This is a genomic window from Bradyrhizobium sp. BRP22, from assembly GCF_020194175.1.
In the GTDB taxonomy this organism is placed as follows: Bacteria; Pseudomonadota; Alphaproteobacteria; order Rhizobiales; family Xanthobacteraceae; genus Bradyrhizobium.
In genome coordinates this window covers 59106-75080 of record NZ_JADYVX010000030.1, presented here as the reverse complement: position 1 = coordinate 75080, position 15975 = coordinate 59106, and the positions used below count along the sequence as shown (strand labels likewise).

Annotated in this window: 15 protein-coding genes and 1 pseudogene; 5 read left to right on the top strand and 11 right to left on the bottom strand. The window is 62.8% G+C overall.

Annotated elements, in window-relative coordinates; translation table 11 throughout:
- Positions 1–21: 21 nt before the first annotated feature.
- Positions 22–1548, top strand: a complete 1527-nt coding sequence (locus I6F35_RS29535; protein WP_225121177.1) for an ATP-binding protein — start codon at positions 22–24, stop codon at positions 1546–1548.
- 46 nt (positions 1549–1594) lie between these two features.
- Here the strand turns inward: I6F35_RS29535 and I6F35_RS29530 are convergent.
- Together I6F35_RS29530 and I6F35_RS29525 are read right to left on the bottom strand one after the other, a co-directional pair.
- Positions 1595–1669, bottom strand: a pseudogene (locus I6F35_RS29530) (carboxymuconolactone decarboxylase family protein); the annotation flags it as partial.
- Between the two features lie 23 nt (positions 1670–1692).
- Complete coding sequence (locus I6F35_RS29525; RefSeq protein WP_225121176.1) at positions 1693–2109, bottom strand: cupin domain-containing protein; 417 nt, start codon at positions 2107–2109, stop codon at positions 1693–1695.
- A 392-nt stretch (positions 2110–2501) separates the two neighbouring features.
- Between I6F35_RS29525 and I6F35_RS29520 the strand changes: the two genes are divergently transcribed.
- The 3 genes from I6F35_RS29520 to I6F35_RS29510 all read left to right on the top strand — a co-directional run bounded on the left by I6F35_RS29520 (position 2502) and on the right by I6F35_RS29510 (position 5761).
- On the top strand, positions 2502–4841 hold the full coding sequence (locus I6F35_RS29520) for a TonB-dependent siderophore receptor (RefSeq protein ID WP_225121175.1): 2340 nt from the start codon (positions 2502–2504) through the stop codon (positions 4839–4841).
- Positions 4842–5049: 208 nt separating this feature from the next.
- Positions 5050–5310 carry a GlsB/YeaQ/YmgE family stress response membrane protein gene (locus I6F35_RS29515; protein ID WP_225121174.1) on the top strand — a complete coding sequence of 87 codons (261 nt, stop codon included), beginning with the start codon at positions 5050–5052 and terminating at the stop codon, positions 5308–5310.
- 163 nt (positions 5311–5473) lie between these two features.
- On the top strand, positions 5474–5761 hold the full coding sequence (locus tag I6F35_RS29510) for a hypothetical protein (protein WP_225121173.1): 288 nt from the start codon (positions 5474–5476) through the stop codon (positions 5759–5761).
- 22 nt (positions 5762–5783) lie between these two features.
- Here the strand turns inward: I6F35_RS29510 and I6F35_RS29505 are convergent, their stop codons facing one another.
- The 9 genes from I6F35_RS29505 to I6F35_RS29465 form a co-directional block, all read right to left on the bottom strand.
- Positions 5784–6491, bottom strand: coding sequence for a hypothetical protein (locus I6F35_RS29505; protein ID WP_225121172.1), 708 nt, complete (start codon positions 6489–6491; stop codon positions 5784–5786).
- A gap of 63 nt (positions 6492–6554) precedes the next feature.
- Positions 6555–6743, bottom strand: a complete 189-nt coding sequence (locus I6F35_RS29500) for a hypothetical protein (RefSeq protein WP_225121171.1) — start codon at positions 6741–6743, stop codon at positions 6555–6557.
- A 240-nt stretch (positions 6744–6983) separates the two neighbouring features.
- Entirely contained in the window at positions 6984–8579 is a 1596-nt protein-coding gene (locus tag I6F35_RS29495; protein WP_225121170.1) for a GMC family oxidoreductase N-terminal domain-containing protein, read from the bottom strand.
- Between the two features lie 188 nt (positions 8580–8767).
- Complete coding sequence (locus I6F35_RS29490; protein WP_225121169.1) at positions 8768–9463, bottom strand: ABC transporter ATP-binding protein; 696 nt, start codon at positions 9461–9463, stop codon at positions 8768–8770.
- Positions 9463–10212: an ABC transporter ATP-binding protein gene (locus I6F35_RS29485; RefSeq protein WP_225121168.1), complete on the bottom strand. Its 750-nt coding sequence runs from the start codon at positions 10210–10212 to the stop codon at positions 9463–9465. The genes I6F35_RS29490 and I6F35_RS29485 overlap by 1 nt, the downstream gene beginning before the upstream one ends.
- The gene (locus tag I6F35_RS29480; protein ID WP_225121167.1) at positions 10209–11513 is read right to left on the bottom strand and encodes a branched-chain amino acid ABC transporter permease; all 1305 of its coding nucleotides are present in this window, start codon (positions 11511–11513) and stop codon (positions 10209–10211) included. Before I6F35_RS29480 ends, I6F35_RS29485 begins: the two co-directional genes overlap by 4 nt.
- Entirely contained in the window at positions 11510–12457 is a 948-nt protein-coding gene (locus I6F35_RS29475; protein WP_225121166.1) for a branched-chain amino acid ABC transporter permease, read from the bottom strand. Before I6F35_RS29475 ends, I6F35_RS29480 begins: the two co-directional genes overlap by 4 nt.
- Positions 12458–12593: 136 nt before the next feature.
- Positions 12594–13826, bottom strand: a complete 1233-nt coding sequence (locus tag I6F35_RS29470; RefSeq protein ID WP_225121165.1) for a branched-chain amino acid ABC transporter substrate-binding protein — start codon at positions 13824–13826, stop codon at positions 12594–12596.
- A 273-nt stretch (positions 13827–14099) separates the two neighbouring features.
- Positions 14100–14813 carry a hypothetical protein gene (locus I6F35_RS29465; RefSeq protein WP_225121164.1) on the bottom strand — a complete coding sequence of 238 codons (714 nt, stop codon included), beginning with the start codon at positions 14811–14813 and terminating at the stop codon, positions 14100–14102.
- Between the two features lie 315 nt (positions 14814–15128).
- Between I6F35_RS29465 and I6F35_RS29460 the strand changes: the two genes are divergently transcribed.
- Positions 15129–15860, top strand: coding sequence for a DUF2147 domain-containing protein (locus I6F35_RS29460; protein ID WP_225121163.1), 732 nt, complete (start codon positions 15129–15131; stop codon positions 15858–15860).
- The last annotated feature ends 115 nt before the right edge of the window (positions 15861–15975 follow it).

Sequence of the window (15975 nt, the reverse complement as noted above, 5' to 3'; positions counted from 1 at the left end):
GAAGAGAGTTTGAGTCGGGACATGACCGTTGCGATCGAGATGGGGCACACGACGGCCGGCGCCCCGGCCGTTCTGGATCTCGAGGAATTGCTGGCGACCCGCCTGCTGGTGCAGGGCAATTCAGGCTCGGGCAAATCCCATCTGCTGCGCCGGCTGCTCGAACAGAGCGCCGCCTGGGTCCAACAGGTCATCATCGATCCCGAAGGCGACTTCGTGACGCTGGCCGATCGCTTCGGTCACCTCGTGATCGATGCCGAGGACCATACCGAGCGAACCCTCCAGGTCGCCGGCGAGCGGGCGCGCATTCATCGCGTCTCCGCGGTGCTCAACCTCGAAGGACTGGACGCAGAGAATCAGATGCGTCGCGCCGCAGCCTTCCTCGGCGGACTGTTCGACGTCGAGCGCGACCATTGGTACCCGATGCTGGTGGTGGTGGACGAGGCGCAACTGTTCGCGCCGGCGATCGCCGGAGAAGTTTCGGACGAAGCGCGCAAGCTCTCGCTCGGCGCCATGACGAACCTCATGTGCCGTGGCCGCAAACGTGGGCTTGCCGGAGTCATCGCGACCCAGCGACTTGCGAAGCTTGCCAAGAACGTCGCGGCCGAGGCGTCCAATTTCCTGATGGGCCGAACTTTCCTCGACATCGACATGGCACGCGCCGCCGATCTTCTCGGCATGGAGCGGCGGCAGGCAGAGGCGTTCCGGGACCTGGAGCGCGGACAATTCATGGCGCTGGGCCCGGCGCTATCCCGCCGTCCGCTGGGGCTGCGCATTGGTCCAACGGATACAAGCGCGCGCAATGCGACTCCGCGGCTGATGCCGTTGCCCGAAGCGACACTGGAAGATGCGCGCGCCGTTATCCTGGCAGCCGCGCCGGAGACCAGCCGGCCTCAGCGCCGACCGGCGCCGGATCTTCTCGACCAGCTCAGGGCGGCGAAGTCCGCGGTCCAGAACAATCCTCCCGAGGCGATTGAGGTGCCAATCAGCGTCGAGGAAATGGCAGAGCGGCGTGAGCAGGTGGACCGCATTCTGAGCGCCGTCCTCGCCGAACCCGATGCGGGATTCCGCGCCATCGGCGTCCTCTATCAGGAGTTCGCGGTCCGCTGCCGGATCGAGGGACTCGGTTCGGCAGTGCCTGATCTGAACGACTTCCGCCGCATGCTGACGCGCGCCCGTGCCGGGCTCGGCTCCGATCTGGAGGAGGACGACGCATGGCAGGATGTCTCGCTCCGCGCCTCCATTCTGCCGGAGGACATGCAGGGCGTGTTCATGATGCTCGCTCGCGCCGCGAAGGAGGGCTGGCCCTGCCCCAGCGATGCAGCGATTGCCCGCGCCTATGGCTCACACTCGCTGCGCCGCGCACAGCGTCTGCTGACATATATCGAGGATCAGGGCCTCATCGTCTGCCAGCTCGACGGTGCCGGCCGAAGGATCGTGACACTCGTCGAACTGGCCTGGGCTACCGCGCCAGGTGACCCGAATGCCGAGGATCTGCCGGCGGATGCGCTGGCCGAGCAGCGCCTGGACAGCCTCTCGCCCAGTAGCTGATCCAGGCCTACTTCTCGATCGCAGCCTGCGGCGTGTTTCGGAAGCTGATGTAGCCGTATACGCCGCCCAGCGCTTTCACGCCTGCCGGTGCGATCTGGTTGTAGTCAAGGCGCTTGCTCATGTTCTTGCTCCTGATGGGTAGGTTTACTTGACGTAGGTAGTCAGTTCCTTGTCGTCGGTATCGACGACGAACACCGCGAGCAGCTTTGCAGGCTCGGTCTTGCTCGCATTACGACTGACGGGATGGCGCGAGCCCGGCGTCTCGTAGAAACTCTCCCCGGCGCGGTAGACCCGCCTCGGTTCGTCATTCACCTGCGACTCGATTTCGCCCGACAGGACGTAGCCGAAGATGAAGGCCGATTTTGCGTGAGTGTGCGAAGCGGACGCTCCGCCCGGCTCATAGTCGACGACCACCGCAATCAGTGACTTGCCGGGAATGTTGGGTATCGCCTGCTGGAACTGCGGCGTGACCTTCTCGCCGGCGCCGTGCGCGGCGACAGGCATTGCGGTGGCGATGGCAATGGCGGCGTAAGCTGCGCCGAAGATGGATCGCATGTTCATGGTGGTGTCCTCTCTGGCTGGTAGCTCTCCTCTGCTCCGCATAAGTGCCCTTCCCTGGGCCTGAAAAAAGTACCAAGAAGCCGCAAAAATCGTGTACCACGAGACATGATCAAGCCACTGCCGTTGGAGCTCGATCGATCTGCGAAGACGCCGCTGGCCGAGCAGATCCGCAAAGGCATCAAGGCCGCCATCATCGATCGTCTCTCGTGACGAGCGCTGACTTCCGCGACACTCGCCATCTTTAGAATCATTCCAGCCGCTTCTCTCGCGCCAGAGCAAATTCGAACTATTCAAAACTTTGGAGGTGGAATTGCACCGCCACCTTCGTGTTCAAGTGTTGGTCGCCGCACGCCATGAGGCGCGGCCAACAACGTTCTTGGGGCATAACAAACATGATGAAACTATCGCGGGCGAGCCTTCGGCTGTTTGGCTCGGCAAGCTGTGTCGCGCTGTGTCTGTCCATCGGGGAAGCGGACGCACAAACGCAGCCAGCACCGAGCCAGGGGGGCGCAGCCTCGCTGCCTGCGGTCACGGTCAACCCGCCGGAGACGCGGCGACGTCCGGCGCCGCCGGCCACGCGCACATCCACGAATGCGCGACGGGGACGGCGCACTCAGCTCGCGCGCCGAAACGAGCCGGTTTCAAGCGAAAAGCCCGCGTTTGGTCCAACCCAGGATGCCCGCACCGGCACGGTCGGCGTCTATGCCAACAGCACGGCGGTGGCCACGAAGACGAACACGCCGCTGATCGACATCCCACAGTCCGTCAGCGTCCTGACCAGGCAGTACATCGAGGACCAGGGCTTTCAGACCCTGACTGACGTGACGCGCTACGTTCCCGGCGTGGCCATCCACCAGGGCGAAGGCAATCGCGACGAGCTCGTCATTCGCGGCGTCGACTCCAGCGCGAATTTTTATGTCAACGGCTTCCGCGACGACGTGCAGTATTTCCGCGACCTCTACAACGCCCAGAGCGTCGAGGTGCTGAAAGGACCGAGCGCGCTGACCTTCGGACGCGGTGCCGGCGGCGGTCTCGTGAACCGGACCTTGAAGGAAGCGGACGGATCGCGAATCTACGAAGCGACGATGCAGACCGGCTCCTATAACGACAAGCGGGTGTCGCTCGATGCGGGACAGGCCGTGAACGAGAACGTCGCGGTGCGGCTGAACACCTTCTACGAGAACAGCGATACGTTCCGCGACTATGGTCACTTCGAGCGATACGGTTTCAATCCGACCGTGACGCTGAAGCCGACCGACGACACCAAGATCAAGCTCAGCTACGAATTCTACCACGATGACCGCCTTGCGGATCGCGGTAATCCGTCGCTCGGCATTCCCGGCGGCGCCACGCGCTTCAATCCGACCGCGCCGTTTGCACCGAATGGCGATCTGACGACGTTCTTCGGCAGCCCGATCTACAACAGCGCCAAGGTCGAGGTGCAGACCGGCATGGCCGTGATCGAGCATGATTTCGGCAACGGGCTGACCGTGAAGAACTCCACGCTCTATGCCGACTACAATCGCGGCTATCGCAACGTCTATCCTGGCGGCACCGGCGGCGGTCCCGGCGGCGGCGCGGTGACCCCCGATCTCACCCGGCTCTCGCTCAACGCCTATCAGAACTATACGCCGCGCGAGAACGTGTTCAACCAAACCGACTTCATCTACAAGACCGCGACGGGATCCGTTCTTCATACAGTCGCGTTCGGCACCGAATTCGGCCGGCAGACCGGCCTGTCCAGGCGCGACTCCGGCATCTTCCCGAACAACGGCAACAGGGCGTTCGACGTCGTCAATCCATTCAACCCGACCTATTTCGGGCCGGTCGTGTTCACCCATCTTCCGACCGACGCCAACAGCAAGTACCGGCTGAATATCGCTTCGGGCTATGTGCAAGATCAGATCGAGGCGACCCACTGGCTGCAATTCTTCCTCGGCGCCCGCTACGACAGCTTTGAGCTGTCGGCGTTCGATTTCAATACCAACATCAACCGCAGCAGGGTCGATGAGAAGGTCTCGCCGCGCGTTGCGATCATCGTGAAGCCAATCGACAACCTTTCCGTCTACACCGCCTACAGCACCTCCTTCTTGCCCGCGTCCGGCGACCAGTTCAGCGCGCTGAACCCGGGAACGCTGATCTTGCAGCCACAGAAATTTGAGAACACCGAGGTCGGGGTCAAATGGAACATCCAGCCCAAGCTTCTGTTCACGGCCGCGCTGTACGAGCTCAACCGCACCAACGTGCCGATTGCTGATCCCAACAACCCCGGCTTCTTCTTCCCCAGCGGCGCCAACCAGATCCGCGGCTTCGAGACGGCGATAACGGGTTACGTGACGCCTGATTGGCAGACGACGTTCGGCTACGCCTATACCGACGCGCGCGTCACCAGCGCGACGTCGGCGACGATCGTGCCCGGCAATCGCGTGCAGCTCGTACCGTTCAATCAGTTCGCATGGTGGAACAAGTATCAGATCGATCAGCGATGGGCTGCTTCCCTCGGCATCATCTACTTCTCGGATTCCTTTGCCTCGTCCGACGACACGGTGCGGCTCCCGGGCTTCTGGCGTTTTGATGCGGGCCTGTTCGCGAAGATCGACGAGACATGGAGCGCCCAGCTCAATGTCGAGAACATCTTCAACACGGGCTATTGGGCGACCGCCGACGGCAACAACAACATCTCGCCCGGCCAGGGCCGCACGTTCCGCGTGCTGGCACGGGCGAGATTCTAGATTCGTTGTCGGTTGAAAGACGGCTCGCGCCGAAACAACGTCAATTGGTGCGTGGGCGTGGCTCGGACGTTGTCCGGCGTACAGCTACGCCGCGAGCATGGCGGCTGGCAAGCGTGTGCACGGCTGCTGTGCAGCGCAAACACGTTTGTACCGGCGAATCGGCAGGCTGTTGTGATAGTATTAGCCCACAATCACAGGGAGTATCCAAATGCACGAGGCGGAGATTGGGTGGATTGCCGCAATCATCATTGGTGGTTTTGCAGGCTGGTTCGCCGAGATGTTCATGAAATCCGGCACCGGCATTCTGATGAACATCATCCTTGGCATCGTCGGTGCGGCGTTGGCAAATTGGCTGCTCGGCCTGTTTGGCATCGCCCTCGGTGGATGGATCGGCTACCTGGTCGCCGGCTTCATCGGCGCCTGCATCATCATCTTTCTGTGGCGGGCGATCAGGGGCCGGACCGCCTAGAGCATGATGACTTTTCTTCGAATCGTCATCCCGCTCTAGCTCTTTGTTTGAGCATGATCTTTTTCGGAAAACCGGTCCCACTTTTCCGGATCATGCTCTAGCCGCGAATCGACATCTGAGCCGCTCAGAATCGTTCTGCACCGCACCTAAGGGGAGGCTTCTTATGGAGCAGATTCTCATCAATCTGGTAGCGGGTGCCCTCGGCGGAAACGCAGCGGGAAAGGCGTCCCAGACCTTTGATCTGGGCACGCTCGGCAACACGATTGCCGGCCTCGTCGGCGGAGGTGTTCTCGGTCAGATCATCACTCTGGCGTGGCCGGCGGTCGCGACATCGATCCAGAGCGGCAATTTCGACATCGGGTCGATCATTGCCCAAGTGATCGGTGGTGGCGCAGGTGGCGCCATCCTCACGGCCATTGTCGGCGCGATCAAGAACCGATCCGCCGCCTGAAAAGCTGAGGCCGAACGGCGCGCTATTGCTCTGGCGACAGGCGCACGATCTGGCGCCCGTCATTCATCGCCTTGAGATTGTTGACGTACTCCTCGGGACGCTGCCAGCGGTGAGGGACTTTCAATCCCATAAAGCTTGCGATGTCGCCGATAAACCCGGTGCAATTGAATGTCTCGGCGTTCCACACCGGTGAATTCGCCTGCAATTTCTTGATGTATGCGAAAACCCGTTTTGCGTCGGCCTCGTCCAGGTAGACCCGGTAGCTCGCGGTCAGGTACTCCGGATCGAGATCGCCATAGCTTGCGCCGGTCTCGGACGGCACCACGGTCAAATGGCCGAGCACATAGGCGAAGGTGTCGCCCGCGGGGGTAAGGCCGGCAACATCAACGGCTCGTTCGCTCGTCTTTCCATACCAGACGAAAGCATGCCCCCAGCTCGCCGCCGTCCTGGCTCTGAAATCGACATAGTACGGGCCCTTTGCCGACCTCGACGTCGATTTTCGGGCCGAGCGCGGCGCCGGTTGCGAATCAGCGGCCGCGTCACTGGAAGCAAGCGCGTTCGCGTTGGCGACGCGCTTGTTGATGTCCCGCTTCTGGAGAATGACACGTTCCGAACCGGCGCGAACGTCAGCTTCCTGAGCAGAAGCTGACTGGATTTCGCCCTGGAGCAAGACTGCGAGTGTGAATGCCCCAAGCAAGCACAGTCCCGATCTTGTCGGCCTGTCTGCCACGCTTTGCCCCCTTAACCGTCGACGATAACGCCCAGATTCAACGAGACCCGAGTCGGTATCGCGTCAGTAGCGCGGCGCTACCACAGGCGTCTTGCCGACCGGCGTCTTCCCGACCGGGGTCTTGCCAATCGGCATCTTGCCGACCGGAGCCGCCGGATAGGCGGGCACAGGCTCTCGGCGCGGGAGATCGGCCGCGCTGGCGGCAGTCACCATGGCAAACGTTACGCCGACTGCAATCACGATTTTCTTCACGTACTTTCTCCCCAACTTAGAAGGAACAAGGCGATAGCCTGCGCTCCTGCCGACCATGCACGTCGGAATGCGACCACAGTGCGGCAGATAGGAATTCGTTCGAGGAATAGGTCCACAGTGCGGCACATATGACACACGTGGGGAACCGGCCGCGGCAAAACGCAGGTACGGCAACGGAGTACCTCAATCGGGTCACGCAGCCCGGCGAGGACGTCCGCTTCGCTCCCAAAGCGCCGATATTCACAGACGATGAGCGGCCTTCAACATATCGCCGGCACGCTCGCCGATGACGACGCAGGGGGCCATGGTGTTGCCGGTCGTCACCCGCGGCAGGATCGATCCGTCGGCGATCCTCAGGTTGTCCAGGCCATAGACCCGCAGTTCGTGATCGACCACCGACATGGCATCGCGCCCCATCTTGGCGGTGCAGCTTTGGTGCGAATGGCTCACCGTGGCGTTGCGGATGAAGGTATCGAGCTCAGCGCGGCTGACCGGGCCCGGCAGCAACTCGTGCTTGGCGAAGCGCCGCAATGACTTGGAATTGCCGATGTCCCGACAGAATTCGACACAGATCCTGAGCGCCCTCAGGTCGGCCGGATCACTGAAACAGTTTGCATCGATCTCGATCGGGTCGCGCGGATCAGGCCCGGTGAGACGGAGCTGACCTCGGCTGGCCGTGCGTAACACCGCATTGGTCAGCGACCAGCTATTGGGCGGCAGCGGGACCTTGGCGACCGCTGGACTCGCATAGGGCGCTTCGACAATGAGTGTCTGCAGGTCCGGCGCATCGAGCGCGGGATCGCTTCGCCACAACGCGGTCGCCTCGGTCAGATTGTTGCGCCGCTCGATCGGCTCCGACGCCTCCCAGACCGATGGCGCCATGAAGTGATCCTGGAAATTGCGGCCCACGCCTGGCAGATTCTGAACGAGAGGAATGCCGACGCGTTTCAACTCGGCCTCGTCGCCGATGCCGGATTGCATGAGCAGCTTAGGAGTATGAATAGCGCCCAGCGACAATACGACCTCGCAGGCGGCGCAGATGCGATGCAGCTTGCCCTCCCGCGCGAACTCCACGCCGGTGACTCGCCGGCCCGCAAAGATAAGACGAGTAACCAGCGCACCGGTCAGGACCGTAAGGTTCGGTCGATCCATGCAGGGATAGACGTAGGACCGGAAGATCGATTGCCGTCTGCCGTCGCGCACGCATAGATTTGTGAGCGCGGCTCCGCCCTGCCCTTCCATCATCAGGCCGTTTTGGTCATCAAAGATCGGAACGCCCACCGCCTCGAAAGCCTCCAGCATGGCGGCGGCGAGAGGATGAGGATCGGGCGCCGGCTGCACGAACACCAACCCGTCGGAGCCGCGGCGATCTGCATCCGGCACGCCGTGCCAGTTTTCGATGCGCCGATAGATCTGCAGCACGGATTGATAGCTCCAGCCATCGTCCCCGGCCTCGGTCGCGAAGTCGTCCCAATCGGTCTTGTGTCCGCGCGACCAGACCATGACGTTGATGCTGGACCCGCCACCCAGGACCCGGCCCATCGACATGGGAATGGCGCGTCCGTTCAATCGTGGATTCGGCATGGCGTTGAACGACCAGTCCTGCTCGCCACGACGAAGCGCCGGCCAGCGCAGCGGGTCCATGATGTCAGGCATCTCGTCGCCGCCGCCCGCTTCGAGCAGGAGAACGCTCACATCGGCATTCTCCGCCAGGCGCCGCGCCACAACCGAGCCGGACGAACCCGCTCCACAAACGATGAAATCATAGTCTGATTTCAGATCGGCGGTCAGTGCCCGTTGGTTGGTTTGAATGCGGGCGTTCAGGTCGTTTGTCATGATCGCTTTCGCCCGTCGGGCAATTCCAGCCGAGTGATGTGATCAGGTAGGTTGATGAACTCCGAAGGCAAAGCTCTATTGATGCGATGTCACGCATCTGTGTTCCCGCCGGAGCGAAGGCAGGCGTTGCGATCCTGCTGGAGCAGAAGCAGGACAGCGTCGCATTCGCGATGCTGCCGTTCCGGTCTTCACACTTCGAGCCATTCCTTGCGGACGGCTTCGTTGGCCCTGAGCTGGTCGGGCGTGCCTTCGAACACGATGCGGCCGTGGCCCATGATGTAGACGCGATGCGAGATCCTGAGCGCGATGGACAGCTTCTGCTCGACCAGCAGGATGGCAACGCCCGCCTTGGCGATGTGCGCGATCAGGTCGCCGACCTGCTGCACGATCAGCGGCGCAAGTCCTTCCGTGGGCTCATCGATCATGATGAGCTCGGGGTCCCCCATCAGCGTCCGGCAGGTGGTCAGCATCTGCTTTTCGCCGCCGGACAGGACGCCGGCGGGCGTATCGGCGCGCGCCGCGAGATTGGGGAACATGTCGAGCATGTCCTGCAGCCGCCATTTGCCTGGCCGACGCGTGTTCTTGATGCCGAGCAGGAGATTCTGACGGACCGTGAGGCCGGGGAAGATGTCGCGGTGCTCCGGTACATAGCCGAGCCCGAGACGCGCGATCCTGTGGCTCGGCAGCCCGGCGATGTCCTGACCCTTGAAGCGGATGGTCCCCTGGGGCGGCACCTCGCCCATGATCGCCTTGACCGTGGTGGAGCGGCCGACGCCGTTGCGGCCAAGCAGGCTCACCACCTCGCCGGCCGAGATGGAAAGGTCGACACCCTGGAGAATGTGGCTCTTGCCGTAATAGGCGTGCAGATCCCTGACCTCGAGCATCAATGCGCCTCTTCGCCGAGATAGGCTTCCTTGACCTTCGGATTCGCCCGGATCTCCTCGGGCGTGCCGGAGGCGATGATGTGGCCGTAGACCAGAACCGAGATGCGGTCGGCAAGGCCGAACACCACGCTCATGTCGTGTTCGACGATCACGAGCGTGCGGCCCTCGGTCAGGCGACGGATCAGGGCGACGGCGCGTTCCGTTTCCGCGTGGCTCATGCCCGCGGTCGGCTCGTCCAGCATGATGACGTTGGCGCCGCCGGCGATGGTGATGCCGATCTCAAGTTCGCGCTGTTCGGCATAGGTGAGAAGTCCCGCCGGCACGTCGCGGCGGTGGCTGAGGTGAATATCGTCCAGGATCTCGGCGGTGCGCCGGCGCACCTCCGGCAGGTCATCGACGTTCTTCCAGAACGCATAGCGATGGCCGGTGGCCCAGAGCACGGCGCAGCGCACATTCTCCCACACGGTCATGCGGGCGAACACGTTGGTCACCTGGAACGAGCGCGACAGGCCGCGCCGGTTGATTTCGAACGGCCGCAACCCCGAGATGACGTCGCCATTCAGCCGGATCTCACCCGAACTCGGCTTGATGTAGCCGCTGATCAGGTTGAACGTCGTCGACTTGCCGGCCCCGTTGGGGCCGATGATCGCGTGGCGTTCACCTTTCGAGACGCTCAGATTGAGGTCCTTGATGATGCTCACATTGCCGAAGTGCTTTTCGACGGCACGAACTTCGATGGCTGACGTCACGCGAGATACCCCCGGTCACGGGCGATGCCGGCGGCGCGGTCCCAGGCCCCGGCGATGCGCCGCCAGGTGATGCGGGCGACAATGAAGCCGCCGATGACCAGCACGGCCGCAATGGCCCAGGTCGCGGGCGCGGTCGTGTTGAAGGGAATGCCGAGCAGTTTGACAATGTTGCCCTCACCTCCGGTTACCGCGTAGCGCGCCACCGTCTCGATCACGAGAATGACACCGCAGGCCAGCGCCAGCGTCGGCAGCGCTGCGACGAGATAGGACGGGATCACCATGCCGAGCGTCCTGGCGCGGATCAGCGGCCGGTGCATCATCACGAGGCCGGCAATGCCGCCCGGCGCGAACATCACGATGCCGATGAAGATGATGCCGAAATAGAGCTGCCACACGCTGGTCACGCTGGTCAGCCCGAGTTGCAGATAGGTGACGAGAATGGCGCCCAGGATCGGACCGAAGAAGTAGGACGCGCCGCCGATGAAGGTCGCAAACAGCACCATGCCGGACTGCACTGCGCCGAGATAGGCGGAGTTGGCGATCTCGAAATTGATGGCCGCAAGACCGCCGGCGATGCCGGCAAAGAAGCCGGCAAAACAATAGGCGAGATAGCGGACGACGTGAGGATCGTAGCCGATGAACTCGACCCGCCCAGGGTTGTCGCGGACCGCGTTGCAGATGCGCCCGAGCGGCGTGCGGGTGAGCGCGTACATTGCGATTGCCGAGACCAGCACCCAGAACGCGATCAGATAATAGACCTGAATTTGCGGCCCGAAGGTCCAGCCGAAAATGTGCGGCAAAGCCGTGCGATCGGTGCTGATGCCGGATTCGCCGCCGAACACGCTGCGCAGGATCAGCGACGAGGATGCGACCAGTTCGCCGATGCCGAGCGAGATCATCGCGAACACCGTGCCGGCGCGCCGGGTCATCACCCAGCCGATCAGGAGTGCGAAGACGAGCCCGCCGATGCCGCCGAGCAGTGGAATGAGCGGCAGCGGAATCGGCCAACCATGCGCCGTGACCGCATTCATGACATGGACGGCGGCAAAGCCGCCGAGCCCGTAATGCACCGCATGGCCGAACGACAACAGCCCGGTCTCGCCAAGCAGAATGTTGTAGGACAGCGCGAAGATGATCGCGATGCCGATCAGGCTGAAGGAAGTGAGCGAGCCCCCCGAGGAGAAGATCAGGGGCAATGCGACGAGCGCGATCGCCGCGACCACCCACAGGCCGTAGAAGCGCAGGTTCTGGCCGGACGGCTTCGCGGCGATATCAGACGCAGAGGTGACGGTGCTGGTCATGTTTCGCGTGTGCCGAGCAGGCCCATGGGACGGACGATCAGGATGACCACCAGCAGCACATAGGGCAGAACCGGCGCGATCTGGGCGATCGTGACATTCCAGATGTCGGTGAGGACCGAGGGCCCGGTGCCGGGATCCAGCGGGCCGAACGCGCTGGCGAGCGAGCCGTTCAGCGCGACAGCAAAGGTCTGCACCAGCCCGATGAAGAGCGAGGCGATGAATGCGCCCGGCAACGAGCCGAGGCCGCCGAACACGATGACGACGAACAGGATCGGGCCGAGCAAGGCGGCCATGTCGGATTGCGTCACCAACGCCGGACCGGCGATGACGCCGGCGAGACCGGCAAGCGCGCTGCCGACGCCGAACACCAGCATGAACACCCGCCCGACATTATGGCCGAGATGCCCGACCATGTGGGGGTGGGTCAGCGCCGCCTGTACGATGAGTCCGACCCGGGTGCGCTTGAGCGCAATCAAAAGCGCAACGAAGATCAACCCCGAGATCGCCAGCATGAAAATCTTGTACGCAGGATAGTTGGTGGAGAAAACCGTGAAGGCCGGAAAGTCCAGCGCCGCCGGCACCCGATAGTCCACCGGGCTCTTGCCCCAGATCATCGAGACGACTTCCTCGATGGCAAAGGCGAGCCCGAACGTCAGCAGCAATTCGGCGACGTGTCCGTGCTTGTGGGTGTTGCGCAGGCCGTAACGCTCGACCGCCATGCCGACGGCACCCACGAGCAATGGCGCGAGCACCAGCGCCGGCCAAAACCCGATCCACTTGGTGAGCTGATAGCCGAAGAACGCGCCCAGCATGTAGAAGCTGGCATGGGCGAAATTGAGCACGCCCATCATGCTGAAGATCACGGTGAGGCCGCTGGACAGAAGGAACAACAGCATCCCGAACAGGACGCCATTGAGCGTAGAAATCACGATCAACTCGAGCACGGTTCATCCACTAGTGTCTGCCCCAAGCGATCGCTGGGCAGAGACCTGAAAGTATCCATCCACTCCGGCATCACAGCGAGCAACGCAACCGTCCGTCCCGCTCCGGCGATCCGGAACGGGACGGACGCCGCGCGCATCATGGCCGCGTCATCTTGCAGGTGGTCGGCAGCACGGTCTGTGGCGTGTCGATCTTTGCCACCATGCGCCAGCCCCAGCCGGTGTTCTCCTCGTCGAACGGCTCCTTCTCGCTGCGGCTGCCGAACGAGGAGATATAGATCGGCTGGAAGAACTGATGGTCGTCCTTGCGCATGACGCCGCTGCCGCCATCGAGAACGTTGAACTTCAGGTCCTCGAGCGCGGCGGCGACCTTCACCGGGTCGAGCGAGTTCGCCTTTTCCGCGGCCGCCTTGAACATGCGCATCTCGTTCACCGCGCGCGGATACCACAGCGAGATGCCGACCTTGGCGCGGAACGCCTTCTCGAACTCCATCGCCGCCGGGACGTCCGAATTGGGGATACCCTCGCTGATCTGGAACACCTGATGATCGAGGCCGGTCTGCTTGATCGCAGTCGGGCCGCCGGCGCCGCCGGCATAATAGGTGTACCAGTTGACCTTGAGCCCGGCATCGGCGGCCGCCTTGAGCAGCAGCGCGATATCCTGTCCCCAGTTGCCGGTCACCACGCTATCGGCACCCGAAGCCTTGATCTTGGCGACATAGGGCGAGAAGTCGGTGATCTTGAGCAGCGGATGCAGCTCGTCGCCGACGACCTGGACATCGGGCCGCTTCTCTCCCAGCATCTTGCGCGCCTGGGTCCGCACCGACTGGCCGAACGAATAATCCTGGTTGATCAGGTAGACTTTCTTGATGGCGGCATTGCCCTTCATGTAGTTGGTGAGAGCTTCCATCTTGATGTCGGAGTTGGCATCCCAGCGGAAGTGCCAGAAGCTGCACTTCTCGTTGGTCATGCTCGGATCGACCGCGGCGTAGTTGAAGTAAAGCACTTCCTTGCCGGGGTTACGCGTATTGTGCTTGGTGACGAAGTCCTCCAGCGCCGCGCCGACCGAGGAGCCGTTGCCCTGGGTGATGTAATGGGCACCTGCGTCGATCGCCTTCTGGGCCTGGATCAGGCTTTCCTGCGGATTGGTCTTGTTGTCGAGCGGCAGGATCTCGACTTTACGGCCCAGAATACCGCCCTTGGCGTTCAGCTCATCGGCCAGATACTGGAATGTCTTCAGCCCGCCTTCACCGACACTGGCGCCGCCGCCGGACAGAGGATCGATGTAGCCGATCTTGACGGTCTCCTGCGCGTAGGCTGCACCACTGAGCATCGGCAGGGCCACGAAGATGACCCTCGTCATTTTGAGCATTTTCTTGTTTCCTCGCTTGCATATCGACTCTGGTGCCGGCGCCTGTTGCGCAGCACAATTTCGGGCATACTGAGCAGATTGATCCGGCGTTGACAAGTCCGCCGCCGAGCGCATTCCGGTACCGCAGCAGAATGGCTCGCGGAGAGATCTTAACGCGAGCAACTCTATCGGTAGTGCAGATCGCCTTGGTCTCGCAATCGCAAGGTGCGAGCTCGCCCTGCGGCTGGATAGATGGAAGAGCTTTGCGTCGGCGCTAGCAAAGCAGGGTCGGGCTCACGCACGCAACTGACGGCGGTAGAAGCCCGGTTCGCGTTGGATGCGGTTGGTGAGGTCGTGCGCCCGCTGCGTCTCTTCTTCGGTGAACGGCGCGGTGTGCGCCGTCCAGTTCTCGCGCTTCACCGGAATGCATTGCGCGATCGGCGTGCCCTTCGGCAGCACGCCGCAGAAATTCACGTCGTGCCAGTGGGCGGGAAAGTGAATCCAGTTGTCGTGATAGCGGTCGCAATCGACGATGCCCGTCAGCGTCGTGAACGGCAGGTCGTGGCGATTGAACGGATGCGTGAACAGCACCGCATAGCCCTCGGGCGCTTCGATCGTCCAGAGATTGTGGAATTTGATCAGGAAGCGATCGGCCTCGAACAACGGCGTGCCGGTCACCTGGCTCGCATCATGAAATCCGATCGGCGAGCGCGTGAAGCTGACAGAGCCGCCTGGCGGAAGCTCGTTATCCCAGGTGATCTCGCCGTTCTCGAATCTGAGATCGCACATCAGCGGGATCAGGAAGCCGGAGGTCATGGCATCGATAAAAGGCGGGCAGCGCTTGACGGTGTTTTCTTCGCGCAGATTGATCGCGTTGAATGCCTGTCCCGGCATTGTCTTCAGCCAGTCCGGCAGGCCGAGCGAGGCGCGGGTCGGCGGGGGCAGCACCCCGTACAATTCCGCGGGGCAGCGGAAGGTCAATGTCTGCGAAGGAGCGGAATCTGGCACGTCTGATTATTCGTATGTGCGTCGTCGTTATTCCGGCGTACGGCGAAGGACCGCGCGCCTTCAAATCTGCGACATTGTGCCACGGGCGCGGCCAGACTGAAGATGGCGAGACGTGGGGCCAGCCATGCATGGCGCAGGCAAAACATGAACGCCCCGTAATAGAAGGCGTGCAGCCTCGCCTTGTAACGCAGCAAGCTGACGAACAGCGCTGCGCGTACGACCGTTCTGTGACACCAATCACAGAGGCCGGTTGGCGCAGATCATAGGGTGCAGGCACGTTCGGTTCACCGCGCTCGCCGCCCCAAGGAGGCTCTCATGAAGAAGCTCGTTACGATCGCCGCGCTGCTGATGGCCACCACCGCCGCCCATGCCGGCAATGGCGTCACCTTCCAGATCAACGGCGAACGCATTCACATCGAGGCGCCGCGCAATTGCGACTCGCTGTCCTGCATCAAGATCACGGCGCCGGGCCTCAAGGGCTCTCTCGGCAACATCGATCTCAAAAGTTTTGGCGCCAAGAAGGACGATGATGACGACGTGGCCGAAACGACGCCAGCGCCCGCTCCGGTCCAGGCGACCGCTCCCGCGCCTGCGCCGGCCGCGCCCGTGGTCGCCACGGCCCCCACGCCGGGAGCGGCGGCGCCGGCCACAACAGTCGCGACCGTTACGCCCCCGCCTTCCGTCGGGTCCGACCAGCCGACGCCCGTCCCCGCTCCGGCTCCGGTCATGGCTGCACCTGCGCCCGTTGCCGCCGCACCGGCACCGACCTCGCCGGTCGGCATCTGGGCGACCGAAGAGAACAAGGGCAATGTCCGCATCGAGCAGTGCGGGCAGAACCTGTGCGGCTACGCCGTGAACACCGGCGAGCGCATCCTGATCAACATGAGGCCGGAAGGCGCGAAGTGGACCGGACGCATCCGCGATCCCGATAGTGGCCGCAACTACGACTCGGCGATCGCGATGAAGGGTGCGAACGCGCTGCGCGTCCAGGGCTGCGCCTTCGGCGGCATGTTCTGCGGCGGCCAGACCTGGAAGCGCGTGAGCTGATCGTTACCCACATCGTCATTGCGAGCGCCCCGAAGCAATCCACCCCCTACGCAAGTGGAAGAGTGGATTGCTTCGCTTGCGCTTCGCAATGACGACGTGGCAACGCCGCGGTACC